The following is a 25,585-nucleotide window of genomic DNA, read 5'->3' as shown; positions in this document are numbered from 1 at the left end:
CCCTCATGATTAGTTGTTAGAGTTGATCTCTCTTTCACGTACTACAGTTTTCATACGAGCAATACCTTTACGAACCTCGCGGATACGAGCAGTGTTCTCTAATTGTCCTGTAGCTAATTGGAAACGAAGGTTGAATAACTCTTCTTTAAGAGATTTCACTTTTAATTCAATTTCAGCAGTAGTAAGATCGCGAATCTCATTAGTTTTCATTAGAATCACCACCATTTGTTTCGCGTTTTACAAACTTACATTTTACTGGTAATTTGTGAGCTGCTAAGCGTAGAGCTTCACGAGCAATCTCTTCAGATACACCAGCGATTTCGAACATGATTTTTCCTGGTTTAACAACTGCTACCCAACCTTCAGGAGCACCTTTACCGCTACCCATACGAACCTCAAGAGGTTTAGCTGTGTAAGGCTTAGAAGGGAAGATCTTAATCCATACTTTACCGCCACGTTTCATGTAACGAGTCATTGCACGACGCGCTGCTTCAATTTGACGGTTAGTAATCCAAGAAGCTTCAGTTGATTGTAAACCGAATTCACCGAATGCTACTTCAGTACCACCTTTGGCACGTCCGCGCATTTTACCACGATGCTCTCTTCTATATTTAACACGTTTAGGCATTAACATAATTAATTTCCTCCTTCCTCAGAAGCTTTCTTTTTTGTAGGAAGAACTTCACCTTTGTAAATCCATACTTTTACGCCAAGTTTACCGTATGTTGTATCTGCTTCTGCAGTTGAATAGTCGATATCTGCGCGTAATGTATGAAGTGGCACTGTACCTTCGCTATATGATTCAGCACGAGCGATATCTGCTCCGCCAAGACGTCCAGAAACTTGTGTTTTGATTCCTAATGCACCAGCACGCATAGCACGTTGTAATACTTGCTTTTGAGCACGACGGAAAGAAACACGGTTTTCTAATTGACGAGCGATGTTTTCTGCTACTAATTTAGCATCAAGATCTGCTCTTTTGATTTCGATGATGTTGATATGAACACGTTTGCCAGTTAAGTTGTTTAAAGCTTTACGAAGAGCTTCAACCTCTGAACCACCTTTACCGATTACCATACCAGGTTTTGCAGTGTGAACTGTAATGTTTACACGGTTTGCAGCTCTTTCGATTTCTACTTTGGAAACAGCAGAATCTTTTAAGCGAGCGCTGATATATTCACGAATTTTAATATCTTCATGTAAAAGGTCTGCGTAATCTTTCTCTGCGTACCATTTAGATTCCCAATCTTTGATTATACCGACACGAAGTCCGACTGGATTTACCTTTTGACCCATCGATTATCCCTCCTTCTTCTCTGATACCACGATTGTGATGTGGCTTGTGCGTTTATTGATTGCGCTAGCACGTCCTTGTGCACGTGGGCGGAAACGTTTTAATGTAGCACCTTCATCAACGAATACTTTTTCGACGATTAAGTTGTTAACATCCATATCATAGTTATGTTCTGCATTTGCAATAGCAGATTTTAACAATTTCTCTACAACAGGAGAAGCAGTTTTTGGTGTGTGTCGAAGGATTGCGATCGCTTCGCCAACTTGCTTACCTCGGATTAAATCGACTACTAGACGAACTTTACGAGGAGCGATACGAACTGTTCTCAGTACAGCTTTTGCTTGCATTGGAGTGCCTCCTCTCATTATCTTCTAGTTTTCTTGTCATCCGCATCGTGACCTTTATAAGTACGAGTTGGAGCAAATTCACCAAGTTTGTGACCTACCATATCTTCCGATACGTATACAGGTACGTGTTTACGACCATCGTACACTGCAATAGTATGTCCGATAAATTGTGGGAAAATAGTAGAACGACGTGACCAAGTTTTTACAACTTGTTTTGAGTCAGTTTCGTTTAATTTCTCAACTTTAGCTAATAAGTGATCATCAATAAATGGACCTTTTTTCAGGCTGCGTCCCATTGTGGTACCTCCCTTCGTGATTGACCTACGGTTCTAGTGAACCGTAGCACAACCGCGTTATTTTTTACGACGACGTACGATAAATTTATCTGACGCTTTGTTTTTCTTACGAGTTTTGTACCCAAGAGTTGGTTTACCCCATGGAGACATTGGTGATTTACGTCCGATTGGAGAGCGTCCTTCACCACCACCGTGTGGGTGATCTACTGGGTTCATTACAGATCCACGTACAGTTGGGCGTTTACCCATCCAACGAGAACGACCTGCTTTACCGATGTTAATAAGTTCGTGGTGCTCATTACCAACTTGACCTACAGTCGCGCGGCATGTAGCTAATACCATACGTACTTCACCAGAATTTAAACGTACTAATACGTAACGATCTTCTTTACCTAATACTTGAGCTGAAGTACCAGCAGAACGTACTAATTGTCCTCCACGACCTGGTTTTAATTCGATGTTGTGGATTGTTGTACCTACTGGAATGTTTACAAGTGGTAAAGCGTTACCTATTTTAATATCTGCTTCTGGACCAGAAACGATTTCCATTCCTACTACTAAGTTTTTAGGAGCAAGGATGTAACGTTTTTCTCCATCAGCGTAGTTAATTAACGCAATGTTTGCAGAACGGTTTGGATCGTACTCGATTGTAGCAACGCGTCCTGGTATACCATCTTTATCTCTTTTGAAATCGATGATACGGTATTGACGTTTATGTCCACCACCTTGGTGACGAACAGTAATTTTACCTTGGTTATTACGGCCAGCTTTTTTACTAAGTGGAGCTAGTAATGATTTTTCTGGTTTATCAGTAGTGATCTCAGCAAAATCATTAGTAGTCATACCACGGCGACCGTTAGTGGTTGGTTTATACTTTTTGATTCCCATCGTAATTTCCCTCCTTTTCTAGTAGTTAGTATTAAACGCCTTCGAATAATTGAATATCTTGGCTATCAGCAGTTAATTTAACGATTGCTTTTCTACGACGGTTAGTGTAACCAGCATGTTTACCCATACGTTTAAACTTACCTTTGTAGTTCATTACGTTAACTTTTTCTACTTTAACACCGAAGATTGCTTCAACAGCATCTTTAACTTCAGTTTTATTAGCTCTTACATCAACTTCGAAAGTGTATTTTTTCTCTGATATAGCATCCATAGAAGCTTCAGTGATTACCGGGCGTTTGATAATATCACGAGGATCCTTCATTACGCAAGCACCTCCTCTACTTTTTCCACCGCAGCTTTAGTCATGATTAAAGTATCATGATGTAAAACGTCGATTACGTTAACTTCATTTGCTGCAAGCACAGTGATTCCTTGGATATTACGAGCAGATAAAGCTACGTTTTCATTTAAGTCAGCTGTAACGATTAAGACTTTCTTTTGTACAGATAAGCCTTGTAATACAGTAACCATATCTTTTGTTTTTGGTGCGTTTAACACTAAATCTTCAAGCACTAACATGCTTTGCTCTAATACTTTCGTAGATAAAGCAGATTTAATTGCTAAGCGACGTACCTTTTTAGGTAATTTGTAAGAATATGATCTTGGAGCTGGACCGAATACGATACCACCACCACGCCATTGTGGAGAACGAATAGAACCTTGACGAGCACGTCCAGTTCCTTTTTGTTTCCATGGTTTACGACCACCACCACGTACTTCAGAACGTGTTTTTACTTTGTGTGTACCTTGACGTAAAGATGCACGTTGCATCATTACAGCGTCAAATAAAACGTGTTCGTTTGGAGCGATTCCGAATACAGCTTCTGCTAATTCGATTTCTCCTACTTGAGCACCAGTTTGATTAAACATAGTAACTTTAGGCATTTGGTTTCCTCCTTTCTTCTAATTAATTAGTTAGATTTAACCGCAGAACGGATTGTTACGTAAGATTTTTTAGCACCTGGTACATTACCTTTAACTAATAGTAAGTTACGTTCAACGTCAACTTTAACAATTTGTAAGTTTTGTACAGTTACTTTTTCTCCACCCATACGTCCTGGTAATGCTTTGTTTTTAAATACGCGGTTTGGAGCTACAGGACCCATTGAACCTGGACGACGGTGGTAACGAGAACCGTGAGTCATTGGACCACGAGATTGTCCGTGGCGCTTAATGCTACCTTGGAATCCTTTACCTTTTGAAGTTCCAGTTACATCAACGATGTCACCATTTGCAAATATATCTACCTTGACTTCTTGACCTACTTCATAAGCTGACATGTCAGCATCACGAATTTCACGAACGAAGCGCTTAGGTGCAGTGTTTGCTTTAGCAGCGTGGCCTTTTTCAGGTTTGTTAGCGATTTTATCACGTTTGTCAGCAAATCCGATTTGGATTGCTTCATATCCGTCAGTTTCAGTAGTTTTCTTTTGTAAAACTACGTTAGAAGCTGCTTCGATAACAGTAACTGGAATTAACTCACCATTTTCAGCAAATACTTGTGTCATACCGATCTTTTTCCCTAAGATTCCTTTAGTCATAAGTCACACCTCCTGAATTTTCTATATTGTTATTAAAGCTTGATTTCAATATCAACGCCAGACGGTAAGTCTAGTCTCATTAGTGAATCAACAGTTTGTGGTGTTGGGTTCACGATATCGATTAAACGTTTATGTGTGCGCATTTCGAATTGCTCACGTGAATCTTTGTATTTATGAACCGCACGAAGAATCGTGTAAATTGATTTCTCAGTTGGTAACGGGATCGGACCAGATACAGAAGCACCTGAACGTTTCGCAGTTTCAACGATTTTTTCAGCAGATTGATCTAAAATACGGTGATCGTAAGCTTTTAAACGAATACGAATTTTTTCTTTTGCCATAATTTTCCCTCCTTTTTCGCCTATTTATATAATAGACATACTCCATGGAAATTTCCTTACACTCGCCATGGCAAAGCGGCCGGGTGTATCAGCAACCTTCCATTTCTACGCAGTCAAAGACCAACATCATCTATTATACATAAAAAATAATGCTATTGCAAGCATTAATTTATTTGTTTATGTAAGACAGGTTTTTGTCGTCTTTTGTACTTTGTTATTATATTATCTCTACTTATGAAAATCAAGTAAGAAACGAATTTCTATTATATTAAATATTACCAATAAAAAAAAGCTTAGAAGAATAAATTCTTCTAAGCTTTTGAGTTTTAATTATTCAACGATTGTAGCAACTACGCCAGCGCCTACAGTACGTCCACCCTCACGGATAGAGAACTTAGTTCCTTCTTCAACAGCGATTGCGTTGATTAACTCAACAGTCATTTCGATGTTGTCGCCAGGCATAACCATTTCAGTACCTTCTGGTAATTGGATGATTCCAGTTACGTCAGTTGTACGGAAATAGAATTGTGGGCGGTAGTTAGCGAAGAATGGAGTATGACGTCCACCTTCTTCTTTAGATAAAACGTAAACTTCAGCTTTGAACTTAGTGTGTTGTTTAACTGAACCTGGTTTAGCTAAAACTTGACCACGTTGGATATCGTCACGAGCAACCCCACGAAGAAGTGCACCGATGTTATCTCCAGCTTCTGCTTGATCAAGAAGTTTACGGAACATTTCAACACCTGTTACAGTAGTTGATTTTGGCTCTTCAGTGAAACCGATGATTTCGATTACTTCACCAACTTTAACTACTCCACGCTCAACACGTCCAGTAGCAACTGTTCCACGACCAGTGATTGAGAATACATCCTCAACTGGCATTAAGAAAGGTTTGTCAGTTTCACGAGCTGGTGTTGGGATATAAGAATCAACTTCAGCCATTAATTCATGAATTTTTGCTTCCCAAGCTTCGTCACCTTCTAAAGCTTTAAGAGCTGAACCTTTGATTACTGGAATGTCATCGCCAGGGAATTCATATTCTGATAATAGATCACGAATTTCCATTTCAACTAATTCAAGTAACTCTTCATCGTCAACCATGTCACATTTGTTCATGAATACTACAATGTAAGGTACACCAACTTGGCGTGATAAAAGAATGTGCTCACGAGTTTGAGGCATTGGACCATCAGCAGCAGATACTACTAAGATACCACCGTCCATTTGAGCAGCACCAGTGATCATGTTTTTAACATAGTCAGCGTGACCTGGGCAGTCAACGTGTGCATAGTGACGAGTTTCAGTTTCATACTCAACGTGTGCAGTAGAGATTGTGATACCACGTTCTCTTTCTTCTGGAGCACCATCGATTTGATCGTAAGCACGAGCTTCAGCTCCACCTACTTTAGCTAATACAGTTGTAATAGCAGCTGTTAATGTAGTTTTACCATGGTCAACGTGTCCGATTGTACCAATGTTAACGTGTGGTTTTACACGTTCGAATTTAGCTTTACCCATTGTAAAAATCCTCCTTATAATTAAGAAAATTAATTTTAGTTTTATTATTATGCCATAAAGGGGCAAGTCCCCTATATGGCTAACATACATAGTTATACATGATGAGAACTAAATAATCAATTACTCACCTTTATATTTTTTGATAATTTCTTCAGAGATTGATTTTGGTACATCTTCATAATGGTCAAATACCATTGAGAACGTTCCACGACCTTGAGTGTTAGAACGTAATGAAGTTGCATAACCAAACATCTCAGCAAGAGGTACCATTGCACGTACTACTTGAGCGTTACCGCGAGCTTCCATACCTTCAACGCGTCCACGACGAGATGTAACATCACCCATGATATCTCCTAAGTATTCCTCAGGGATAACAACTTCTACTTTCATGATTGGTTCAAGTAGAACTGGGTTACATTTTTTAACTGCGTTTTTAAGTGCTAATGAAGCAGCAACTTTAAACGCCATCTCATTCGAGTCAACATCATGGTAAGAACCATCAAATAGACGAGCTTTAATGTCGATTAGTGGGAAACCAGCTAATACACCATTTTTAAGAGAATCTTCAAGACCTGCAGCAACAGCTGGGATGTATTCACGTGGAACAACACCACCAACGATTCCATTTTCAAACTCGAAGCCTTTTCCTTCTTCGTTTGGTGAGAATTCAATCCAAACGTGACCGAATTGTCCACGTCCACCTGATTGACGTACGAATTTACCTTCTACTTGTGCAGAAGAACGGAAAGTTTCACGGTATGCTACTTGAGGAGCACCAACGTTAGCTTCTACTTTGAATTCACGACGCATACGGTCAACGATGATATCAAGGTGAAGTTCACCCATACCACCGATGATTACTTGACCAGTTTCTTGATCAGTATGTGCACGGAATGTAGGATCTTCTTCTGTTAATTTTACTAATGCTTGACCCATTTTATCTTGGTCAGCTTTAGATTTTGGTTCGATTGCAATATGGATAACTGGCTCTGGGAATTCCATAGACTCAAGAATTACTAAATTCTTTTCATCACATAGAGTGTCTCCAGTTGTAGTATCTTTAAGACCTACAGCAGCAGCGATGTCTCCAGCATATACTTTCGAGATCTCTTGACGAGAGTTAGCATGCATTTGTAGGATACGTCCTACACGCTCACGCTTACCTTTCGTAGAGTTTTGAACGTATGAACCAGATTCTAATGTACCTGCGTACACACGGAAGAACGTTAATTTACCAACATAAGGATCTGTCATGATTTTGAATGCAAGAGCAGCGAAAGGCTCGTCGTCACTTGAAGGAACAACTTTCTCTTCATCAGAATCAGGAATAGTTCCCATAATTGCTGGTACATCTAATGGTGATGGTAAGTAGTCAATTACTGCATCAAGCATTAATTGAACACCTTTGTTTTTGAAAGCAGAACCACATACTACTGGGTAGAACTGTACTGAACAAGTTGCTTTACGAATAGCAGCTTTTAATTCAGGAAGTGTGATTTCTTCACCTTCAAGATATTTCATCATTAATTCTTCGTCAAGCTCAGCTACCGCTTCTACTAATCTTCCACGGTATTCTTCAGCTAGTTCTTGGTATTCTTCAGGGATTTCGATTGTTTCAATGTCAGTTCCTAAGTCATTGTTATACTTAATAGCTTTCATCTCAACAAGGTCAACAATACCCCAGAAGTTATCTTCAGCACCCATCGCTAATTGGATTGGGTGTGCGTTAGCTTGTAAACGATCGTGCAATGTTCCTACAGAGTATAAGAAATCCGCGCCGATTTTATCCATTTTGTTAACGAATACAACACGTGGAACTCCGTAAGTAGTTGCTTGACGCCATACTGTTTCAGTTTGAGGCTCAACACCAGATTGAGCATCAAGTACTGCAACTGCGCCATCAAGTACACGTAGAGAACGTTCAACTTCTACAGTGAAGTCTACGTGACCTGGAGTATCAATGATATTTACACGGTGGTTATTCCATTGAGCTGTTGTAGCAGCAGAAGTGATAGTGATACCACGCTCTTGCTCTTGCTCCATCCAGTCCATTTGTGAAGCTCCTTCATGAGTTTCACCAATTTTGTGAATACGACCAGTGTAATAAAGGATACGCTCAGTAGTCGTTGTTTTACCAGCGTCAATATGAGCCATGATCCCGATATTACGAGTGTTATTTAAGGAGAACTCTCTTGTCATAAGGGTTCTTTCTCCCTTCCAATTTGTAAGTAGGATTTTTAATAGTATAAGAAAAAGTTATTCCTATACATATTTCATGTTATTAAGTTAAGCACTACAAGCAAAGAACTTTCATGTCATCCTAAGTTATGTAATCCGACGTTCACCTATTCAAACTAGAAAACTAGATAAAAATAGGTGAACGACTTAACCAACATTCATTATGTGCAGAAATAACTAAAATGCTTTTAATCTTACCAACGGTAGTGAGCAAACGCTTTGTTCGCTTCTGCCATTTTGTGTGTATCTTCACGTTTCTTAACTGCAGAACCTGAGTTGTTAGCTGCATCAAGAATTTCGTTAGCTAAACGCTCTTCCATCGTTTTTTCTCCACGAAGACGAGAATAGTTAACTAACCAGCGAAGACCTAAAGTTGTACGGCGCTCTGGACGTACCTCAACTGGTACTTGGTAGTTTGATCCACCAACACGACGAGCTCTAACTTCTAGAACTGGCATGATATTTTTAAGAGCAGCTTCGAATACTTCCATTGGTTCTTTACCAGAACGTTCTTGGATTAATTCAAAAGCACCGTATAAGATAGCTTGAGATTTCCCTCTTTTTCCGTCAATCATCATTTTGTTGATTAGACGAGAAACTAATTTTGAATTATAAAGTGGATCTGGCAATACATCTCTTTTTGCAACAGGACCTTTACGTGGCATGTGATTTCCTCCTTTCGACTAGTTGTAATTTATTACTTCTTAGCTGCTTTCGGTCTCTTAGTTCCGTATTTAGAACGACCTTGCATACGTTTGTCAACACCTGCAGTATCTAAAGCACCACGAACGATGTGATAACGTACCCCTGGTAAATCTTTTACACGTCCTCCACGAATAAGAACAACACTGTGCTCTTGTAAGTTGTGTCCGATACCTGGGATATAAGCAGTTACCTCGATTTGGTTAGTTAAACGTACACGAGCATATTTACGTAATGCTGAGTTCGGTTTCTTTGGAGTCATAGTACCAACACGAGTACAAACACCACGTTTTTGTGGAGCTGATAAATCAGTTGATTTTTTCTTTAATGAGTTGAAACCTTTGTTTAATGCTGGTGATTTTGATTTCCATACTTTAGAAGTACGTCCATTACGCACTAACTGGTTAATAGTAGGCATGAGTTTTCCTCCCTTCACATATTTATAAGACCACACATCCAGGTGGTTCATAATTAGTTGAAAACAAAGTTTTTGCAAGAAGGAAGGAATCTTCCCTCTCACAAAAACAGTTTTAACTGTATATTCCTAAATTAGCCCCGGGTCTAACCTGCTAAGATTAGCAGTGCTATTGTCTAGGAGCAACCTTGAATATCTTATCATTTTTCATCATTTGATGTCAACTCAAGAATGAAAATATTTTAAGTTTTATTTTTCAACTAAAACTTCTTCGTTCATTTCAACTGATTCGTTTACATCTTTTACAAGATCAACTTTACGGTATCTATTCATACCTGTACCAGCCGGAACCAACTTACCAATAATAACATTCTCTTTTAATCCTAGCAACTCATCACGTTTTCCTTTAATCGCAGCGTCTGTTAATACACGCGTTGTTTCTTGGAATGACGCAGCTGATAAGAATGAATCTGTTTCTAATGATGCTTTTGTAATACCTAGTAATAATGGACGAGCAGTAGCTGGTTGTTTACCTGCAAATAAAGCTTCTTTATTTGCTTCAGTAAATTGATGTAATTCTAATAATGTACCAGGAAGTAAAGTTGTTTCCCCAGCATCCATTACACGAACTTTCTTCAGCATTTGACGAACCATTACCTCTACGTGTTTATCACCAATTTCTACCCCTTGCATACGGTATACTTTTTGAACTTCACGTAGTAAGTATTCTTGAACAGCATTTGTACCTTTTACTTTTAATAGCTCTTTAGGATCAATTGAACCTTCAGTCATTACTTGACCGCGTTCAATTCTTTCACCTTCTTGAACTTTTAATCTAGCGCCATAAGGAACTGGGTAACTTCTAGATTCTACTGAACCTTCAACAATAATTTCTTGTTTGTCTTTTGCATCAGTTGAGATCGAGATAACACCATCAATTTCAGATATAACCGCTTGACCTTTAGGGTTACGCGCTTCAAATAGCTCTTGAATACGAGGTAAACCTTGAGTAATATCGTCTCCTGCTACCCCACCTGTATGGAATGTACGCATTGTTAACTGAGTACCTGGTTCACCGATAGATTGAGCAGCGATGATACCAACTGCTTCACCAACTTCAACTTCAGCACCTGTAGCTAAATTGCGACCATAACATTTTTTACATACTCCATGGTTCGTATTACATGTAAACGCAGAACGGATATTAACTTCTTCAATACCAGCATCGATAATTTCACGAGCTAAGTCTTCTGTAATTAAATCATTCTCTTGTGCAAGTAACACGCCAGTTTCTGGGTGACGTAGAGTTGCACGTAAATGACGTCCAACTAGACGATCGTATAGACCTTCAATAATTTCGTTACCTTCTTTAATCGCCTTAACATGTAAACCGCGATCAGTACCACAGTCATCTTGACGAACGATTACATCTTGTGCAACGTCAACTAGACGACGAGTTAAGTAACCTGAATCGGCTGTTTTAAGTGCAGTATCGGCAAGACCTTTACGAGCACCATGTGTTGAGATGAAGTATTCAAGTACCGTTAAACCTTCACGGAATGACGATTTAATCGGTAACTCAATAATACGACCAGCTGGGTTGGCCATCAGACCACGCATACCTGCAAGCTGAGTGAAGTTGGATGCATTACCACGGGCACCAGAGTCACTCATCATAAAGATAGGGTTTCGTTTATTTAATGAAGCCATCAGTTTTCCTTGGATAACGTCCTTCGCGTCACTCCAAATTGCGATTACACGATCGTAACGCTCATCTTCTGTGATTAATCCGCGGCGGAATTGCTTCAATACTTTATCTACTTTTTCCTGTGCTTCAGCAATAATGTGTTGCTTCTCAGGTAATACGATGATGTCAGCTACACCTACTGTGATACCAGCTTTAGTAGAATGTCTAAATCCTAGATCCTTCATACGGTCAAGCATTTTTGACGTTTCAGTAATTTTGAATCGTTTAAATACTTCAGCAATGATATTTCCAAGAATTTTCTTTTTGAAAGGAGAAATTTCTTCTCTACTTTCAATAATTTCTTTTATATTCTCACCTTTAGAAACAAAATACATCTGCGGAGTTTCTTTTTCAAGATTACTCTGCGTTGGTTCATTAATATAAGGGAACGATGTAGGTAAGATTTCATTGAAGATCAACTTACCGACAGTTGTGATTAATAATGAATTATTTTGTTCTTCAGTAAATGTTTCGTTATTAAGCGTTCCTGCTGCAACTGCAACACGAGAATGTAAATGTACATAACCGTTTTGGTATGCAATCAACGCTTCATTGATATCTTTAAATACCATACCTTCACCGACAGCGCCTGCACGCTCAAGTGTTAAGTAATAGTTACCTAATACCATATCTTGAGATGGTGTAACTACTGGTTTACCATCTTTCGGGTTCAGGATGTTTTGAGCTGCAAGCATTAGAATACGAGCTTCAGCTTGAGCTTCACTTGATAACGGTACGTGAACAGCCATTTGGTCACCGTCAAAATCGGCATTGTATGCAGTACATACAAGTGGATGTAGACGAATCGCACGGCCTTCTACTAGAGTAGGTTCGAACGCTTGGATACCAAGTCTGTGAAGAGTTGGGGCACGGTTTAGTAACACCGGGTGTTCACGAATAACCGATTCTAATACATCCCAAATTTCTGGGTGTAAACGCTCAATTTTACGTTTTGCACTCTTAATGTTATGTGCTAACCCACGCTCTACTAATTCTTTCATCACGAATGGCTTGAATAATTCAATTGCCATTTCTTTTGGTAGACCACATTGATACATCTGTAAGTTTGGTCCTACAACGATTACCGAACGTCCAGAGTAGTCAACACGTTTACCAAGTAAGTTTTGACGGAAACGTCCTTGCTTACCTTTAAGCATGTGAGAAAGTGATTTTAATGGACGGTTACCCGGCCCAGTAACTGGACGGCCACGACGACCATTGTCAATTAACGCATCAACTGCTTCTTGAAGCATACGTTTTTCGTTTTGAACGATGATACTTGGAGCACCAAGGTCTAATAAACGTTTTAAACGGTTGTTACGGTTAATTACACGACGATATAGATCATTTAAATCTGAAGTAGCAAAGCGTCCACCATCCAATTGAACCATTGGACGTAATTCAGGTGGAATCACTGGAAGAACATCAAGGATCATCCATGAAGGCTCATTACCAGAGTTACGGAATGCTTCTAATACTTCTAATCGTTTAATCGCTCTTGTACGACGTTGTCCTTGAGCAGTTTTTAATTCCTCTTTTAAAGAATCAACATCTTTCTCAAGGTTAATGTCGCTTAAAAGCTTTTTAATTGCTTCAGCACCCATAGATGCTTGGAAAGTTTGACCATAGCGCTCACGATAAGCACGGAATTCTTTCTCAGAAAGCAATTGTTTCTTTTCTAAAGGCGTATCACCTGTTTCAGTTACAACATACGAAGCAAAGTAGATAACTTCCTCCAAAGCTCGAGGGGACATGTCTAAAACAAGTCCCATTCGGCTTGGAATACCTTTGAAATACCAAATATGTGATACAGGAGCAGCTAATTCAATGTGCCCCATACGCTCACGACGCACTTTTGCACGAGTTACTTCAACTCCACAACGATCACAAACTACACCTTTATAACGTACACGCTTATATTTACCGCAATGACATTCCCAGTCCTTTGTAGGACCGAAAATACGTTCACAAAAAAGACCATCTTTTTCAGGTTTTAATGTACGGTAGTTAATTGTTTCAGGTTTTTTAATTTCCCCGTATGACCACGAGCGAATTTTGTCAGGCGATGCAAGTCCGATCTTCATATACTCGAAATTATTTACATCTATCAAGGGGCCTACCTCCCTTTCTGTCCTAAGGTTTTACCCAATATAATACTTATTCTTTAACGTATTCCATATCCATCGCTAAATGTTCTGAAGCTTGATCATCGTCATCTTCAGTATCACGCATTTCGATTTCTTGATCTGTAGCAGACATCATCTTAACATCCATACCTAGAGATTGTAATTCCTTGATTAATACTTTGAATGATTCAGGAACACCTGGTTCTGGTACGTTTTCGCCTTTAACGATCGCTTCGTATGTTTTCACACGTCCAACAACGTCATCTGACTTAACAGTTAAGATCTCTTGTAATGTATAAGCAGCACCATATGCTTCAAGTGCCCATACTTCCATCTCACCAAAACGTTGTCCACCAAATTGTGCTTTACCACCAAGTGGTTGTTGCGTAACAAGTGAGTATGGTCCAGTTGAACGAGCATGTAGCTTATCGTCAACCATGTGCGCAAGTTTGATCATATACATGACACCTACAGATACACGGTTATCGAACGGCTCACCCGTACGTCCATCATATAGTACAGTCTTAGCATCGCGTGCCATACCAGCTTCTTCAATCGTTCCCCAAACATCTTCCTCACGCGCTCCATCAAATACAGGAGAAGCAACATGAATGCCAAGGTATCTAGCAGCCATACCTAAGTGTAACTCTAATACCTGACCGATGTTCATACGAGAAGGTACCCCTAATGGGTTTAACATGATATCAACTGGTGTTCCATCTGGTAAGAATGGCATATCTTCTTCTGGTAAAATACGGGAAATAACCCCTTTATTACCATGTCGCCCGGCCATTTTATCCCCTTCAGAGATTTTACGCTTCTGAACGATGTAAACACGAACAAGTTGGTTAACTCCTGGTGGTAATTCATCGCCGTTTTCACGAGTGAATACTTTAACATCAAGAATAATTCCGCCTCCACCGTGTGGAACACGTAAAGATGTATCACGAACTTCACGAGCTTTTTCACCGAAGATTGCATGAAGTAGACGTTCTTCAGCAGTTAATTCTGTAACCCCTTTTGGTGTTACTTTACCAACTAATAAGTCACCATCTTTAACTTCTGCACCAATACGGATAATTCCACGCTCATCAAGATTTTTAAGTGCATCTTCACCAACGTTTGGAATATCACGAGTGATTTCTTCTGGTCCTAATTTAGTGTCACGAGCTTCTGACTCATATTCTTCAATATGAACTGAAGTGTAAACATCTTCTTTAACAAGACGGCGACTCATAATAATCGCATCCTCGTAGTTGTAACCATCCCATGTCATGAATGCTACAAGCACGTTACGTCCTAGAGCTAATTCACCTTTTTCCATCGAAGGTCCATCTGCAAGAATTTCGCCTCTTACTACTTCGTCACCAACACTTACGATTGGGCGTTGGTTATAACAAGTACCTTGGTTTGAACGTACGAATTTTAACATACGATATTTATCAAGGTCACCTTTAACTTTTTGTCCATCAACTTCTGAATAACGACGTACCCAAACTTCTTTCGCTTCAACACGTTCAACGATACCAGGGTGTTTACAGATTACTGCAGCACCAGAGTCTTTCGCTGATACATATTCCATACCTGTTCCAACAATTGGTGACTCAGGGTTTAACAATGGAACTGCTTGACGTTGCATGTTCGCTCCCATTAGGGCACGGTTTGAATCGTCATTCTCTAAGAAAGGAATACACGCTGTCGCAGCTGATACTACTTGTTTTGGTGATACATCCATATAGTCGATACGCTCACGTTTAACAACTGTGTTGTCTCCACGGAAACGAGCTACTACATCTTCATCTAAGAAACTACCATCATCGCCTAAACGAGCATTCGCTTGGGCTACAACGTATAGATCCTCTTCATCAGCTGTTAAGTAATCAATTTTATCAGTAAGACGGCCCGTTTCAGCATCTACACGACGATACGGCGTTTCTATGAAACCAAATTGATTTACTTTCGCATAAGAAGAAAGTGAGTTAATTAATCCGATGTTCGGTCCCTCAGGCGTCTCAATCGGACACATACGACCATAGTGAGAGTAATGAACGTCACGTACTTCGAATCCAGCACGTTCACGTGTTAAACCACCTGGTCCTAGCGCTGATAGTCTTCGTTTGTGAGTTAATTCTGCTAGTGGGTTTGTTTGGTCCATGAATTGAGATAGCTGCGAGCTACCAAAGAATTCTTTTATAGAAGCAATTACAGGGCGAATGTTAATTAATGCCTGTGGAGTAACTGCGTTTGTATCTTGAATTGACATACGTTCACGAACTACACGTTCCATACGAGATAAACCGATACGGAATTGGTTTTGAAGTAATTCTCCAACAGAACGTAAACGACGATTACCTAAGTGGTCAATATCATCAGTATCTCCTACGTTATGTAGTAAGTTAAAGAAGTAAGAAATCGAAGCGATAATGTCAGCAGGTGAAATATTTTTCACACTTTTGCTTACATTAGCATTTCCAATGACTTGAATTACTTGTTCGCCATCACCTTCAACTGGTGCATAGATTTTAATAGATTGTAAATTAATCTCTTCTTCTAGTACGCCACCAGCAGGTTGAACTACTTTTTCACCGATATTCTTCTCTAAGAACGGAAGAATTCTATCTAACGTACGGCGATCAAGAGTTGTCCCTTTTTCTACAATAATTTCACCAGTTTCTGGGTCCACTAAAGTTTCAGCGATACGTTGATTAAATAATCGGTTTTTAATGTGTAATTTTTTATTGATTTTGTAGCGACCTACGCTAGCTAAATCATAACGCTTCGGATCAAAGAAGCGAGTAATTAATAGGTTTTTTGCGTTTTCTACTGTAGGTGGTTCACCCGGACGTAGTCTCTCATAGATTTCAAGAAGCGCTTTTTCAGTGCTATCTGTATTATCCTTTTCAAGTGAGTTACGTAGGTATTCGTTTTCGCCTAATAAGTCCAGAATCTCTTGGTCTGTACCAAATCCAAGCGAACGTAGTAAGACAGTAACAGGTAATTTTCTTGTGCGGTCAATACGTACATAAACTACGTCTTTCGCATCCGTTTCGTACTCTAACCAAGCACCACGGTTCGGAATAACAGTAGCCGTATAACCTTTTTTACCGTTTTTGTCGATCTTTCCACTATAGTACACACTTGGAGAACGTACTAATTGTGAAACGATTACACGTTCAGCACCATTAATAATAAATGTGCCTGTGTCCGTCATTAATGGGAAATCTCCCATGAAAACATCTTGCTCTTTAACTTCGCCAGTTTCCTTATTTAATAGGCGAACTTTTACTCGAAGTGGAGCAGCGTAGTTTACATCACGCTCTTTTGATTCTTCTACAACATACTTCGGCTCACCTAGACTGTAATCAATGAATTCTAATGATAGATTACCTGTGAAATCCTCAATTGGCGAAATGTCCTGGAACATCTCTCTCAAACCTTCATCTAAAAACCATTGGTAAGATGCTGTTTGAATTTCAATTAAGTTAGGTAACTCTAAAACTTCACTGATACGAGCATAACTTCTGCGTTGGCGGTGTCGTCCATATTGAACTAGTTGACCTGTCAACATATAAAATATTCACCCCTTAGATCAAGAGTATTTAAAACAAAAAAATAGTAACAAATAAGCAGAAAAACCCCTTACTTGTTAAACAAAAAATAAAATGGTTTCAAAATGAAAACCATTTATTAAACTCAACGACAGTCATTTTACTATCATTTCCAAAGAATATAGAAATATACCCACTTCCAAAAATGATTTTTGAAAATAAATATATATTGGCATTTAATAATACTATCACAAGCGAAAATTAGAGTCAATCTTTTTTACTTTTTATGATATAATACCCTTTTTCCTTTTTTACAACATCCACTTCATCAAACAACTCTTTTAGTAGATCCAATGCGGAAGGAGCTCCTTGTTTCTTTTGAATCACTACCCAAAGTTCACCACCAGGAAGCAATTTCTCATGAGCTTCTCTTAAAATCGTGTGAACTACGATTTTTCCAGCTCGTATGGGAGGATTCGTTAAAATCGCGGCATATTCTCCAGATACATTTTCATAGATACTACTTTCATAGATTTTCACATTTTCTATATGATTCGCCTTTGCATTCTCTTTCGCTAATTCAATCGCTCTTAAATTCACATCGACCATTTCCACTAATCGATTCTCATCATCTTTAGCAATCGACAATCCAATCGGACCATACCCACAGCCCACATCTAAAATACCCCCTGCAATTTCAGGAAACGTAAAGTTCTCAATTAATACACGAGATCCAAAATCAACTTCATTTCTTGAAAACACTCCGGCATCTGATTGAAACTTTAAATCATTTCCTCTTAAGGTAAAAGAAAATACTTTCTTATCGATTTTACTATTCGGTTGGTTCGTAAAATAGTGATCAGCCATATAAATAAATCCTTCTTCCATCTTTGATACTGATTAGTCTTCCCAATCACAACTCTATATGTACAAAAAAAGCTCGCATAAATGCGAGCTTTTGTAAAAACGATTAGAAATTATTTAACTTCTACAGAAGCGCCAACTTCTTCAAGTTTAGCTTTCATTTCTTCAGCTTCTTCTTTGCTGATTCCTTCTTTAATTGCTTTAGGAGTGTTGTCAACTAATTCTTTAGCTTCTTTTAATCCTAAACCAGTTAATTCACGAACAACTTTGATAACCTTGATTTTTTGGTCGCCAGCGCCAGCTAATACTAGGTCGAATTCAGTTTGTTCAGCAGCAGCTTCAGCACCGCCACCAGCCATCATAGCCATAGGAGCAGCAGCAGTTACGCCAAACTCTTCTTCGATAGCTTTTACTAAGTCATTTAATTCTAATACAGTCATATTTTTAACTGCTTCAATGATTTGTTCTTTAGTCATTGTAATTTCCTCCTTATTTATACCTTCAATAATTTTTTATGCAATTTTGGCATTAAGCGCCTTGTTCTTCTTTTTGTTCTGCAACAGCTTTTGTTGCAAGAGCAAGGTTGCGGATTGGTGCTTGTAGCACGCTAAGCAACATAGAAAGTAAACCTTCGCGAGATGGAAGTTCAGCAAGAGCTTTCACTTCTTCAACTGTAGCAACGTTTCCTTCGATTACACCAGCTTTAATTTCTAAAGCTTCATGTTTTTTAGCGAAGTCATTTAATACTTTAGCAGGAGCAATTACATCCTCCATACTAAACGCGATTGCGTTTGGACCAGTTAATGCTTCATTTAAACCAGCTAAGCCAGCTTCTTCAGCAGCACGACGAGTTAAAGAGTTTTTGTAAACTTTGAACTCAACGCCAGCTTCACGTAATTGCTTACGTAATTCAGTTACTTCAGCAACATTTAAACCACGGTAGTCAACAACGATTGTTGATTTGCTATCACGTAATTTAGCAGATACTTCAGATACAACTTGTTTTTTAGCTTCTAATACTGCGCTCATTTATTACACCTCCTGTGGATTTTAGTGTGTATACCGCAAAAGTGTAACCCATAGCAAAACCTCCACGAATTTTTCAAAAAAAGACATGGAGGTTGTATATGCACGAATTTATCAGTTATACACCTCGGTAGGATATTAAGCAAACGCACCTACTGTCTACGGTAGTCTATTTAATTAGCAAGACAATCTCCATTATAGAGAGTTCTTGTCGAATTGTCAACTTTGTTTTTTATCTTAGAAACTAGCTGGATCTACTTTGATACCAGGGCCCATTGTTGAAGTAATTGCTACGTTCTTCATGTATAATCCTTTAGCAGCAGCAGGTTTAACTTTAACCATAGTTTCGAAGATTGTTGTAAAGTTTTCTACTAACTTTTCGTTTTCGAAAGATACTTTACCGATTGGCACGTGAATGTTACCAGCTTTATCAACACGGTATTCAACTTTACCAGCTTTGATTTCGTTAACAGCTTTCGTTACATCAAATGTAACAGTTCCTGTCTTAGGGTTTGGCATTAAACCTTTAGGTCCTAATACGCGTCCTAATTTACCAACTTCAGCCATCATGTCTGGAGTTGCAACGATTACATCAAAGTCGAACCAACCTTTTTGAATTTTAGCGATCATTTCTGCATCGCCTACGAAATCAGCACCAGCAGCTTCAGCTTCTTTAGCTTTTTCGCCTTTAGCAAATACTAAAACACGTTGTACTTTACCAGTACCGTGTGGAAGAACTACTGCACCACGAATTTGTTGGTCAGCTTTCTTTGGGTCTACTCCTAAACGGAATGCCACTTCAACTGTCGCATCAAAGTTAACAGTTGTAGTTTTCTTTACTAGTTCTACAGCTTCGTTTACAGCGTAAACAGCTGTACGATCTACTAATTTAATAGCATCTTGATACTTTTTACCTTTGTTAGCCATGTTATTTTCCTCCTAATGTGGTTTTAACGGATTTTCCTCCCACGAATAAAGGTTGCGATAGTACACCAAAAGCGATGTTCGCAACCTCCTCAATCACACCTTACTGAAGATGGGATTAGTCTTCAATAACGATACCCATACTACGTGCAGTACCTTCAACCATACGCATAGCAGCTTCAACTGAAGCAGCGTTTAAGTCAGGCATTTTAGTTTCAGCAATCTCACGTACTTTGTCGCGTTTTACTGTTGCTACTTTTTTACGATTTGGTTCACCAGAACCAGACTCAATACCAGCCGCTACTTTAAGAAGTACAGCAGCAGGAGGAGTTTTCGTAATAAATGTAAACGAACGATCTTCGAATACAGTGATTTCAACAGGAATAATTAGACCAGCTTGGTCAGCTGTACGAGCGTTGAACTCTTTACAGAAGCCCATGATGTTAACACCTGCTTGTCCTAATGCAGGACCAACTGGTGGTGCTGGGTTTGCTTTTCCTGCAGGAATTTGCAATTTTACCATTTTAATTACTTTTTTAGCCACGAGACACACCTCCTTAAGTCCGTGATGTGGTAATAGGGATTCACCCTCCCACTCATATCGTTTGCATTCTCATGCATATTCTTATACAGAAGTTAATACCATCGAATCGATGCATATTGACCTTTAAAATTCTAACACTTTCAAAATAAAATTGCAAGGTCTAGAATTATAATTTTTCTACAAGATTTAAATCTAGTTCTACTGGCGTTTCTTTATTAAAGAACTCTACAAGCACTGTAACTTTTTTCTTTTCAAAATCAATTTCTTTAATTGAACCAGTGTAATTAGCAAATGGCCCTTCTTTTAAACGAACAACTTCATTCACTTCTAAATCGAAATCAATTACTTGTTCATCAAGTCCCATATGTTTCAGAATATGTGTGATTTCTTCTTCTAATAGAGGAGTTGGTTTTGAACCTGAACCCGCTGAACCAACAAATCCTGTTACACCTGGTGTATTACGTACAACATACCATGAATCATCCGTCATAACGATTTCAACTAAAACGTAACCAGGAAACACTTTACGTTTTGTAACTTTTTCTTTACCGTTCTTCATTTCAACTTCCGATTCTTCAGGAACGATCACTCGGAAAATCTTATCTTGCATTCCCATTGTTTCTACACGCTTTTCTAGATTAGCTTTTACCTTATTCTCATATCCTGAATAAGTATGAACAACATACCAACTTTTTTCCATTTTAGAGGACTAAGTCCTTCCCTCCCCGGTCAACTTTCTTTGCAAATTAAAAAACCCGTTACCGGGCTTTTCTTTAAACATTATCATTCATTATAGCACATTTAGTTTTAACTTATTCAAGAATAAGTCGGATTAACTTAGAAATTCCTGTGTCAAGCACAGCAAAGAATAATACAAAGACAACAACTGTAGCTACAACCGTCACCGTTGAATTAACTAATTCTTTTCTTTTAGGCCAAGAAACTTTCTTCATTTCGCTTTTTACTTCGCGAAAAAATTTACCGATACGACCCATTGACGCAACCCCCAATATATACTTGTTTAGAGAAATGCGTAAACGTCCCGCTTGTCCGTACAAATAGAGCGTCGTTACATGCTATATACAGAAAAGCTATGATTCTAATACTGATCAAGGACACCCGCAATTATTTCATTTATTTTGTTTCTTTATGTGTAGTGTGTTCATTACACGTTTTACAAAACTTCTTCATCTCCAAACGTTCTACAGAAGCAGAATTTTTCATTGTGGAGTAGTTTCTATTATTGCAAGTAGTGCACGACAGGACAACTTTTTTTCTCACGGTGACACCAACCTAATTCATCTATAATTATCCATTAAAAATGTAACATGTGTCCCTTAAACTGTCAAACCGTATTAAAGAAAACCTCTATACAGATAGTTCTCTAATTTCCATATATCTTTCTAACTTCCTTTTTACACGTTGTAGTGCATTATCAATTGACTTTACATGTCTGTTTAATTCCTCGGAAATTTCCTGATAAGAACGACCGTCTAAGTAAAGTGATAATACTTTTCTTTCTAAATCGCTTAATAATTCTGACATTTTTAATTCTATGTCCACATTTTCTTCTTGATTTATAACAAGTTCTTCTGGATCCATATTTTTAGATTCAGTCAGCACATCTAATAAAGTACGATCTGACTCCTCATCATATATTGGCTTGTCCAACGAAACATATGAATTTAATGGTATATGCTTTTGTCTTGTTGCTGTTTTGATCGCTGTAATAATTTGTCTTGTAATGCATAATTCTGCAAACGCCTTAAAGGACGAAAGCTTGTCTTCTTTATAGTCACGAATTGCTTTGTACAGGCCAATCATACCCTCTTGAATAATGTCTTCACGGTCTGCACCAATTAGAAAATAAGATCTAGATTTTGCTTTAACAAAATTACGGTATTTTTGAATTAAAAAAGTAAGTGCTTCTTGGTCTCCTTCTCGGACATATTCTAAGATTACCTCATCCTCCATAGGACCATATTCTACCATTAGTTTTAATTCCTGTTCAACGTTCAAAATTAGCACCTCCGACCGTACAATTTACCTCATTATACAGTACAAAGAAAAAGGAAACAATAAGTCATCGTTCCCCTCTTCGCCATTTTTCTAAAATTTCTGTTTGTTTTGAATTTAATTTTTTGCCTATTGTCAGCCTTTGATCAGGTATTTCTTTAATTTTGCTACTGATCATTTTTTTATTTTGTGTAACTGAACGATATAACTCCATTGCCGGAATCCGAAGCGCACCTTGCCCAAAAATTTGCCATTGCTCAGTAAAATCCGATGTTGCAACATAGATTTGATGATTTACATGACGGAGCTCGATTGCAAGCTTTTCTATCTTTTCATCAGCAGATTGATTTTTACGTGTAAAAATCACTTCTACTTTCGAATGCTTATCTACTTTTTCAATTCCGTTTACAAAATGAGCATCAAAAACGACAATGACGCTCAATCCAGTAGAAGCTTTGTACTCGGCAAGTAATGTAATTAGTAAGTCTCGAGATTTATCAAAGTCTACATCTCGAAGCTTTCTTAGATTCGGCCAAGCTCCAATCATGTTATAACCATCTACTATCAGGATTTCTTTCTTTTTATGATCCAAGTGGATTTCTCTTGCGGTGTACTTCATACATTAATAAACTTGCAGCAACAGATGCGTTTAACGAAGTAACTTTACCAACCATTGGCAGTTTAATTAGAAAGTCACATTTTTCTTTTAAGATTCTGCTCATACCTTTGCCCTCACTACCGATAATTAAACCAAGTGAGATTTCGCCGTCCATTTTACGATAATCCTCAGCACCTTTTGCATCCGTACCGAAAATCCAAACGCCCTTTTGTTTTAAGTCGTCTACTGTTCTAGCCAGGTTTGTTACTCTTGCGACAGGGATATATTCAATTGCTCCTGTAGAAGATTTTGCTACTGCTGAAGTTAATCCAACCGCTCTTCTTTTTGGAATGATAATACCATGTGCACCAACAGCATCTGCAGTTCTCATAATAGATCCTAGATTGTGTGGGTCTTCAATTTCATCAAGGATGATGAAGAATGGTTGTTCATTACGACTACTAGCAACCTCGAATAAGTCTTCAACCTCTACATATTCATAAGCAGCAACTTGAGCAATTACACCTTGGTGATTTCCTTGAACCATACCGTCTAATTTTTTATTAGGTGCTTTTTGAACTAACACTTTGTTTTCATTCGCTAATTCTAAAAGCTTATGAATTTGTCCTTTATTTGCGCTATCACTTACCCATATTTTATTAATATCTCGACCAGCACGTATTGCTTCCATAACAGGGTTACGTCCAATAATAAATTCCTCTGACATGTTATACTCCTTTTTCATTCTCAATAAATTGAATCGCAAATTGCACAATACTATTGAGTCTTTCTTCATTTTTTAGTAAATAATGATATCCTATCAATGCTTCAATCGCTGTAGCATATCGATAGGTTTGAACATCTGTATTTTTAGGGACTGTGCCTGACTTGGCATTTCTCCCTCTTTTTACAACAGCAATTTCTTCATCAGACAAAAAGTCAGCAGACATCATTTCTCTGATAACCTTAGCTTGTCCTTTCGCAGAAACAAAACTAGTTGCTGCTTTATGGAGTTGATGAGGTCGAACCGTTCCTTTTACAAGGAGGTGATGCCGTACATATATTTCGAATACAGCATCACCTATATATGCAAGAGCTAAACTATTCAGTTGTTTCACATCTAAATTTTGACTACTTTCAATCATCAAGTTATCCTCTTTTCCAGCGAATACCTTGCGGAGTGTCTTCAATGATAATATTTAAGTCTTTTAATTGATCACGAATTTGATCAGCTAAAGCAAAATCACGATTTTTTCTTGCTTCTGTACGTTTTTGAATTAACGCCTCAATATCTTCATCTAACATTGCTTCTTCTTTCACTAGATTGATACCAAGAACACTTGATAATTCGTCAAAAGTCTGAAGGAATTGATTTATTACATTCGTTGAAGTGTGTGATTCCAATAAATATTGATTCGCTGATTTTGCTAATTGATATAACACTGAAATTGCATTTGCAGTATTAAAGTCATCATCCATTACTTTTATAAAGACTTGTTTCTCGTCCTCAATTTCTTTTAACCATTTTTCGTCTTCTTCAGTTAAATTTGTGCTACTTTCAAGTCTGTGCTTCAGATTTTGATATGCAGTTTTTATACGTTCGAATCCATTTTTTGCTTCTTGTAGAAGTTCTTCGCTATAGTTGATTGGATGACGGTAATGCACGGATAACATAAAGAACCTTAAAAGCATTGGATCAATTAATTTGATGATGTCATGTACTAATACAAAGTTACCAAGTGATTTTGACATTTTTTCATTATCAATATTAATATAGCCGTTATGCATCCAGTAATTTGAAAAAGTTTTTCCGCTCAACGCTTCAGATTGAGCTATTTCGTTTTCATGATGTGGGAACGATAAGTCTTGACCACCAGCGTGAATATCAATTGTTTCCCCTAAATATTTTTTTGCCATCGCAGAGCACTCGATATGCCAGCCTGGTCGACCATTACCCCAAGGACTTTCCCAAAAAATCTCTCCTGGTTTCGCTGCTTTCCAAAGTGCAAAGTCAAGCGGATCTTCTTTCTTTTCACCAATCTCAATTCTTTCACCGATACGTAGGTCTTCAATAGATTGATGAGAAAGCTTACCATATCCATTAAATTCTTTTGTTTTGAAATATACATCGCCTTCTGACTCATATGCGTACCCTTTTTTGATTAATTCCTCAACAAACTCAACAATAATATCCATATTTTCCATTACACGTGGATGATTAGTAGCTGTTTTGCAGCCTAGTGCTTGAACGTCTTCAAAATATGCATTAATAAATTTGTCAGCGATTGTTGGTACATCTGAACCTAGTTCATTTGCTGCCTTAATTAATTTATCATCTACGTCAGTAAAGTTAGAAACAAAATTCACATCATATCCACGGTATTCGAAATAACGTCTTACTGTGTCAAATACAATTGCTGGCCTAGCATTACCGATATGAATATAATTGTATACCGTTGGCCCACACACATACATTTTTACTTTACCTTCTTCTAAAGGTTTAAAATCTTCTTTTTTCCTCGTTAATGTATTATAAATTTGAATCGCCATGT

29 protein-coding genes and 1 other annotated feature are annotated in these 25,585 nt (G+C 38.2%); all 29 genes read right to left on the bottom strand.

From position 1 onward, the window contains the following. Window positions 1-9 precede the first annotated feature (9 nt). A complete protein-coding gene (rpmC, locus tag V7056_RS07290; RefSeq protein WP_088044553.1) occupies window positions 10-210 on the bottom strand; it encodes a 50S ribosomal protein L29 in 201 nt (66 codons plus the stop codon). After that, window positions 200-634 (bottom strand): 50S ribosomal protein L16, encoded by a 435-nt coding sequence (gene rplP / locus V7056_RS07285; protein ID WP_192604289.1) that lies wholly within the window; start codon window positions 632-634, stop codon window positions 200-202. The genes rpmC and rplP overlap by 11 nt, the downstream gene beginning before the upstream one ends. Before the next feature lie 2 nt (window positions 635-636). Continuing rightward, window positions 637-1,296 carry a 30S ribosomal protein S3 gene (gene rpsC / locus V7056_RS07280; RefSeq protein ID WP_192604290.1) on the bottom strand — a complete coding sequence of 220 codons (660 nt, stop codon included), beginning with the start codon at window positions 1,294-1,296 and terminating at the stop codon, window positions 637-639. Between the two features lie 3 nt (window positions 1,297-1,299). Beyond that, window positions 1,300-1,641 (bottom strand): 50S ribosomal protein L22, encoded by a 342-nt coding sequence (gene rplV, locus V7056_RS07275; protein WP_499700623.1) that lies wholly within the window; start codon window positions 1,639-1,641, stop codon window positions 1,300-1,302. 17 nt (window positions 1,642-1,658) lie between these two features. Then, window positions 1,659-1,937, bottom strand: coding sequence for a 30S ribosomal protein S19 (gene rpsS, locus V7056_RS07270; protein ID WP_069033610.1), 279 nt, complete (start codon window positions 1,935-1,937; stop codon window positions 1,659-1,661). Window positions 1,938-1,994: 57 nt separating this feature from the next. Further along, complete coding sequence (gene rplB / locus V7056_RS07265) at window positions 1,995-2,825, bottom strand: 50S ribosomal protein L2 (protein WP_088003803.1); 831 nt, start codon at window positions 2,823-2,825, stop codon at window positions 1,995-1,997. Window positions 2,826-2,856: 31 nt separating this feature from the next. Next, the gene (gene rplW, locus V7056_RS07260) at window positions 2,857-3,147 is read right to left on the bottom strand and encodes a 50S ribosomal protein L23 (RefSeq protein ID WP_088003801.1); all 291 of its coding nucleotides are present in this window, start codon (window positions 3,145-3,147) and stop codon (window positions 2,857-2,859) included. Beyond that, the gene (gene rplD / locus V7056_RS07255) at window positions 3,147-3,770 is read right to left on the bottom strand and encodes a 50S ribosomal protein L4 (protein ID WP_499700620.1); all 624 of its coding nucleotides are present in this window, start codon (window positions 3,768-3,770) and stop codon (window positions 3,147-3,149) included. The genes rplW and rplD overlap by 1 nt, the downstream gene beginning before the upstream one ends. Window positions 3,771-3,796: 26 nt before the next feature. After that, a complete protein-coding gene (gene rplC, locus V7056_RS07250; protein WP_499700618.1) occupies window positions 3,797-4,426 on the bottom strand; it encodes a 50S ribosomal protein L3 in 630 nt (209 codons plus the stop codon). 32 nt (window positions 4,427-4,458) lie between these two features. Then, window positions 4,459-4,767, bottom strand: a complete 309-nt coding sequence (gene rpsJ / locus V7056_RS07245) for a 30S ribosomal protein S10 (RefSeq protein WP_088003795.1) — start codon at window positions 4,765-4,767, stop codon at window positions 4,459-4,461. A 330-nt stretch (window positions 4,768-5,097) separates the two neighbouring features. Next, window positions 5,098-6,285, bottom strand: a complete 1,188-nt coding sequence (gene tuf / locus V7056_RS07240; protein WP_499700616.1) for an elongation factor Tu — start codon at window positions 6,283-6,285, stop codon at window positions 5,098-5,100. Window positions 6,286-6,405: 120 nt separating this feature from the next. Further along, window positions 6,406-8,484 (bottom strand): elongation factor G, encoded by a 2,079-nt coding sequence (fusA, locus tag V7056_RS07235; protein WP_499700614.1) that lies wholly within the window; start codon window positions 8,482-8,484, stop codon window positions 6,406-6,408. 233 nt (window positions 8,485-8,717) lie between these two features. After that, window positions 8,718-9,188 carry a 30S ribosomal protein S7 gene (rpsG, locus tag V7056_RS07230; protein WP_088044563.1) on the bottom strand — a complete coding sequence of 157 codons (471 nt, stop codon included), beginning with the start codon at window positions 9,186-9,188 and terminating at the stop codon, window positions 8,718-8,720. 32 nt (window positions 9,189-9,220) lie between these two features. Beyond that, window positions 9,221-9,643 carry a 30S ribosomal protein S12 gene (gene rpsL, locus V7056_RS07225; RefSeq protein WP_056467392.1) on the bottom strand — a complete coding sequence of 141 codons (423 nt, stop codon included), beginning with the start codon at window positions 9,641-9,643 and terminating at the stop codon, window positions 9,221-9,223. Between the two features lie 246 nt (window positions 9,644-9,889). Next, window positions 9,890-13,498, bottom strand: a complete 3,609-nt coding sequence (gene rpoC / locus V7056_RS07220; RefSeq protein WP_499700611.1) for a DNA-directed RNA polymerase subunit beta' — start codon at window positions 13,496-13,498, stop codon at window positions 9,890-9,892. 46 nt (window positions 13,499-13,544) lie between these two features. Beyond that, the gene (rpoB, locus tag V7056_RS07215; protein WP_499700691.1) at window positions 13,545-17,078 is read right to left on the bottom strand and encodes a DNA-directed RNA polymerase subunit beta; all 3,534 of its coding nucleotides are present in this window, start codon (window positions 17,076-17,078) and stop codon (window positions 13,545-13,547) included. 250 nt (window positions 17,079-17,328) lie between these two features. Next, window positions 17,329-17,928, bottom strand: coding sequence for a class I SAM-dependent methyltransferase (locus tag V7056_RS07210; protein WP_499700609.1), 600 nt, complete (start codon window positions 17,926-17,928; stop codon window positions 17,329-17,331). A gap of 110 nt (window positions 17,929-18,038) precedes the next feature. Further along, complete coding sequence (gene rplL / locus V7056_RS07205; protein ID WP_088044568.1) at window positions 18,039-18,401, bottom strand: 50S ribosomal protein L7/L12; 363 nt, start codon at window positions 18,399-18,401, stop codon at window positions 18,039-18,041. A gap of 52 nt (window positions 18,402-18,453) precedes the next feature. Then, the gene (gene rplJ / locus V7056_RS07200) at window positions 18,454-18,954 is read right to left on the bottom strand and encodes a 50S ribosomal protein L10 (RefSeq protein WP_499700606.1); all 501 of its coding nucleotides are present in this window, start codon (window positions 18,952-18,954) and stop codon (window positions 18,454-18,456) included. A gap of 44 nt (window positions 18,955-18,998) precedes the next feature. Next, window positions 18,999-19,134 (bottom strand) — a sequence feature (ribosomal protein L10 leader region). A gap of 54 nt (window positions 19,135-19,188) precedes the next feature. Beyond that, on the bottom strand, window positions 19,189-19,878 hold the full coding sequence (gene rplA, locus V7056_RS07195) for a 50S ribosomal protein L1 (RefSeq protein WP_499700604.1): 690 nt from the start codon (window positions 19,876-19,878) through the stop codon (window positions 19,189-19,191). 115 nt (window positions 19,879-19,993) lie between these two features. After that, a complete protein-coding gene (gene rplK, locus V7056_RS07190; RefSeq protein WP_142283142.1) occupies window positions 19,994-20,419 on the bottom strand; it encodes a 50S ribosomal protein L11 in 426 nt (141 codons plus the stop codon). 166 nt (window positions 20,420-20,585) lie between these two features. Continuing rightward, complete coding sequence (gene nusG, locus V7056_RS07185; protein WP_499700602.1) at window positions 20,586-21,119, bottom strand: transcription termination/antitermination protein NusG; 534 nt, start codon at window positions 21,117-21,119, stop codon at window positions 20,586-20,588. A 112-nt stretch (window positions 21,120-21,231) separates the two neighbouring features. After that, a complete protein-coding gene (gene secE, locus V7056_RS07180) occupies window positions 21,232-21,414 on the bottom strand; it encodes a preprotein translocase subunit SecE (protein WP_499700600.1) in 183 nt (60 codons plus the stop codon). A 139-nt stretch (window positions 21,415-21,553) separates the two neighbouring features. After that, window positions 21,554-21,700: a 50S ribosomal protein L33 gene (rpmG, locus tag V7056_RS07175; RefSeq protein ID WP_464961650.1), complete on the bottom strand. Its 147-nt coding sequence runs from the start codon at window positions 21,698-21,700 to the stop codon at window positions 21,554-21,556. Between the two features lie 87 nt (window positions 21,701-21,787). Next, window positions 21,788-22,411 carry an RNA polymerase sporulation sigma factor SigH gene (sigH, locus tag V7056_RS07170; RefSeq protein ID WP_499700689.1) on the bottom strand — a complete coding sequence of 208 codons (624 nt, stop codon included), beginning with the start codon at window positions 22,409-22,411 and terminating at the stop codon, window positions 21,788-21,790. 91 nt (window positions 22,412-22,502) lie between these two features. Continuing rightward, a complete protein-coding gene (locus V7056_RS07165; protein ID WP_499700687.1) occupies window positions 22,503-22,982 on the bottom strand; it encodes an NYN domain-containing protein in 480 nt (159 codons plus the stop codon). Window positions 22,983-23,016: 34 nt separating this feature from the next. Continuing rightward, window positions 23,017-23,760: a 23S rRNA (guanosine(2251)-2'-O)-methyltransferase RlmB gene (gene rlmB / locus V7056_RS07160; protein ID WP_499700597.1), complete on the bottom strand. Its 744-nt coding sequence runs from the start codon at window positions 23,758-23,760 to the stop codon at window positions 23,017-23,019. Between the two features lies 1 nt (window position 23,761). After that, entirely contained in the window at window positions 23,762-24,178 is a 417-nt protein-coding gene (locus V7056_RS07155; protein ID WP_499700595.1) for a Mini-ribonuclease 3, read from the bottom strand. 4 nt (window positions 24,179-24,182) lie between these two features. Further along, on the bottom strand, window positions 24,183-25,583 hold the full coding sequence (gene cysS, locus V7056_RS07150; protein ID WP_499700593.1) for a cysteine--tRNA ligase: 1,401 nt from the start codon (window positions 25,581-25,583) through the stop codon (window positions 24,183-24,185). Between the last annotated feature and the right edge of the window lie 2 nt (window positions 25,584-25,585).

The organism is Bacillus sp. JJ664, assembly GCF_036962205.1.
In the GTDB taxonomy this organism is placed as follows: Bacteria; Bacillota; Bacilli; order Bacillales; family Bacillaceae_G; genus Gottfriedia.
The sequence above is the reverse complement of the archived record's forward strand: the minus strand, read 5'-3'. Positions and strand labels throughout refer to the sequence as shown.

What these genes read in the sequence shown, in the direction of transcription:
- rplV (WP_499700623.1), bottom strand. Translation starts at nt 1,641, where the DNA reads ATGCAAGCAAAAGCTGTACTGAGAACAGTTCGTATCGCTCCTCGTAAA.
- rpsS (WP_069033610.1), bottom strand. Translation starts at nt 1,937, where the DNA reads ATGGGACGCAGCCTGAAAAAAGGTCCATTTATTGATGATCACTTATTA.
- rpsJ (WP_088003795.1), bottom strand. Translation starts at nt 4,767, where the DNA reads ATGGCAAAAGAAAAAATTCGTATTCGTTTAAAAGCTTACGATCACCGT.
- cysS (WP_499700593.1), bottom strand. Translation starts at nt 25,583, where the DNA reads ATGGCGATTCAAATTTATAATACATTAACGAGGAAAAAAGAAGATTTT.
- rplL (WP_088044568.1), bottom strand. Translation starts at nt 18,401, where the DNA reads ATGACTAAAGAACAAATCATTGAAGCAGTTAAAAATATGACTGTATTA.
- fusA (WP_499700614.1), bottom strand. Translation starts at nt 8,484, where the DNA reads ATGACAAGAGAGTTCTCCTTAAATAACACTCGTAATATCGGGATCATG.
- V7056_RS07155 (WP_499700595.1), bottom strand. Translation starts at nt 24,178, where the DNA reads ATGATTGAAAGTAGTCAAAATTTAGATGTGAAACAACTGAATAGTTTA.
- rplW (WP_088003801.1), bottom strand. Translation starts at nt 3,147, where the DNA reads ATGAAGGATCCTCGTGATATTATCAAACGCCCGGTAATCACTGAAGCT.
- tuf (WP_499700616.1), bottom strand. Translation starts at nt 6,285, where the DNA reads ATGGGTAAAGCTAAATTCGAACGTGTAAAACCACACGTTAACATTGGT.
- rpsL (WP_056467392.1), bottom strand. Translation starts at nt 9,643, where the DNA reads ATGCCTACTATTAACCAGTTAGTGCGTAATGGACGTACTTCTAAAGTA.
- V7056_RS07210 (WP_499700609.1), bottom strand. Translation starts at nt 17,928, where the DNA reads ATGGCTGATCACTATTTTACGAACCAACCGAATAGTAAAATCGATAAG.
- rplP (WP_192604289.1), bottom strand. Translation starts at nt 634, where the DNA reads ATGTTAATGCCTAAACGTGTTAAATATAGAAGAGAGCATCGTGGTAAA.
- nusG (WP_499700602.1), bottom strand. Translation starts at nt 21,119, where the DNA reads ATGGAAAAAAGTTGGTATGTTGTTCATACTTATTCAGGATATGAGAAT.
- rlmB (WP_499700597.1), bottom strand. Translation starts at nt 23,760, where the DNA reads ATGTCAGAGGAATTTATTATTGGACGTAACCCTGTTATGGAAGCAATA.
- rplC (WP_499700618.1), bottom strand. Translation starts at nt 4,426, where the DNA reads ATGACTAAAGGAATCTTAGGGAAAAAGATCGGTATGACACAAGTATTT.
- rplB (WP_088003803.1), bottom strand. Translation starts at nt 2,825, where the DNA reads ATGGGAATCAAAAAGTATAAACCAACCACTAACGGTCGCCGTGGTATG.
- rpmC (WP_088044553.1), bottom strand. Translation starts at nt 210, where the DNA reads ATGAAAACTAATGAGATTCGCGATCTTACTACTGCTGAAATTGAATTA.
- sigH (WP_499700689.1), bottom strand. Translation starts at nt 22,411, where the DNA reads ATGGTAGAATATGGTCCTATGGAGGATGAGGTAATCTTAGAATATGTC.
- rplA (WP_499700604.1), bottom strand. Translation starts at nt 19,878, where the DNA reads ATGGCTAACAAAGGTAAAAAGTATCAAGATGCTATTAAATTAGTAGAT.
- rplJ (WP_499700606.1), bottom strand. Translation starts at nt 18,954, where the DNA reads ATGAGCGCAGTATTAGAAGCTAAAAAACAAGTTGTATCTGAAGTATCT.
- rpsG (WP_088044563.1), bottom strand. Translation starts at nt 9,188, where the DNA reads ATGCCACGTAAAGGTCCTGTTGCAAAAAGAGATGTATTGCCAGATCCA.
- secE (WP_499700600.1), bottom strand. Translation starts at nt 21,414, where the DNA reads ATGGGTCGTATCGGTAAATTTTTTCGCGAAGTAAAAAGCGAAATGAAG.
- rplD (WP_499700620.1), bottom strand. Translation starts at nt 3,770, where the DNA reads ATGCCTAAAGTTACTATGTTTAATCAAACTGGTGCTCAAGTAGGAGAA.
- rpsC (WP_192604290.1), bottom strand. Translation starts at nt 1,296, where the DNA reads ATGGGTCAAAAGGTAAATCCAGTCGGACTTCGTGTCGGTATAATCAAA.
- V7056_RS07165 (WP_499700687.1), bottom strand. Translation starts at nt 22,982, where the DNA reads ATGATTGGAGCTTGGCCGAATCTAAGAAAGCTTCGAGATGTAGACTTT.